Raw genomic sequence first — 1,381 nt, 5'->3', positions numbered from 1 at the left:
CCTCGAATCCCAACTCGCCATACTGATCGAGATGATCCCTCCATCGCTTGGAGAGATACGGATGGAGGCCAAACCGGTCTTTAAGTGCCGGGTGGATATCGGAATCGGCGATACCTACCGAAGATGTGGAACGCACCGACTGCCTCGGGCCGGCTATCGTGTCGTTCATGACACCGTCTCCATCAACCTGGGGTATGTCCGAAGAGGGTTCTCCCGCGCAATCTTCTGGCGAAGCCGCGCTGGAAAACCGGGCGGCATCGGATCATCTCCGTCGAACTGCCAATGCGGGTAGTCTGAAGAGAAGAGCAGCATGTCATCGCTGCCGAGATGCTCTATCAGCTTCTCGACGTGCACCGGATCCGTCGACGTATCAAATGGCTGGATTGTAAAGCGGACACGATCGCGGATTTCCGCGGCGGGAGAGCGCTTCACCCAGGGAACCTCGCCGCGGGTACCCTGCCAGTACTTCGTACTTCTCCAAATAAAGAAGGGCACCCAACCGATGCCGGCCTCGATCATCACGAAGGTGAGATCCGGAAACTTGGCAAATACACCTTCCATGATCAGGCTCTGGAGCTGTGCCGCAAAAAGGTGAGTTCCGCTGGCATAGTCCTGGAGGTAGGTCGACGGCCATCCCATACCGCTGCTCGTGGGATAGCGATACATCGTCCCGGCATGGATGCCGACAGGCAGCCCATGCTTTTGGGCCGCTTCATAGATCGGCCAATAATGGCTTCGGCCAAGGAGCATCTCGTTGCCGGCCAGCAGCAGGACCTGAACGAACCTTTTGTCCGATGCACATCTGTGGATTTCCTCTGCCGCCCGATCAGGAAGCTGCGAGGCCACGACGATCGAGCCGCGCAAACGGGGCTCAGCATCCAGCCACTCCCGAGCCAACCATTTGTTGGTGGCCGTGCATACCTCTGCTCCCATCAAACCGCTTGCCGCGACTTGGCCTCCATAGAGCGGATTACAGATTGCGATCTCGCAGTTGAATTTATCGAGCGCCTGTTCCCGACAGCGAACCAGGCTGACGCCCGGCTTTTCCCCATCTTTCCGCCAGTCCGGGCGGCATGACAGCGGTACACTCGGCGGATAGCTAGCAAGATCCATGTCGCCGATCGCGCGGCTGATGAATTGATCCTGCCAATACTCGTCCATATAAGGGATCAGAGCGTCGTTTCCTGGCACTCCGGGATGAATATCGCAATCGATTACCGATGTCGGATTGTGGAGCATAAATGTCTCAGCTTTCAAGAAACTTTGCCATCTCCATGGGATCGATCGCTCAAAGATCGACGACCAGATAGGAGTCTTCGACACTCACAGGGAAAGTTTCCGCTTTATACGGACCCTCGGCCAATTCGGTTCCCGGAGTTAT

General features: G+C 56.7%; 1 protein-coding gene. It reads right to left on the bottom strand.

Annotated features, from left to right (window positions below):
- Nucleotides 1–165: 165 nt before the first annotated feature.
- The gene (locus DH10_RS32670; RefSeq protein WP_343221661.1) at nt 166–1,257 is read right to left on the bottom strand and encodes an amidohydrolase family protein; all 1,092 of its coding nucleotides are present in this window, start codon (nt 1,255–1,257) and stop codon (nt 166–168) included.
- Between the last annotated feature and the right edge of the window lie 124 nt (nt 1,258–1,381).

This window comes from Mesorhizobium silamurunense, assembly GCF_014843825.1.
Taxonomy (GTDB): domain Bacteria; phylum Pseudomonadota; class Alphaproteobacteria; order Rhizobiales; family Rhizobiaceae; genus Mesorhizobium; species Mesorhizobium silamurunense.
This window is presented reverse-complemented; position numbering and strand designations above follow the sequence as displayed.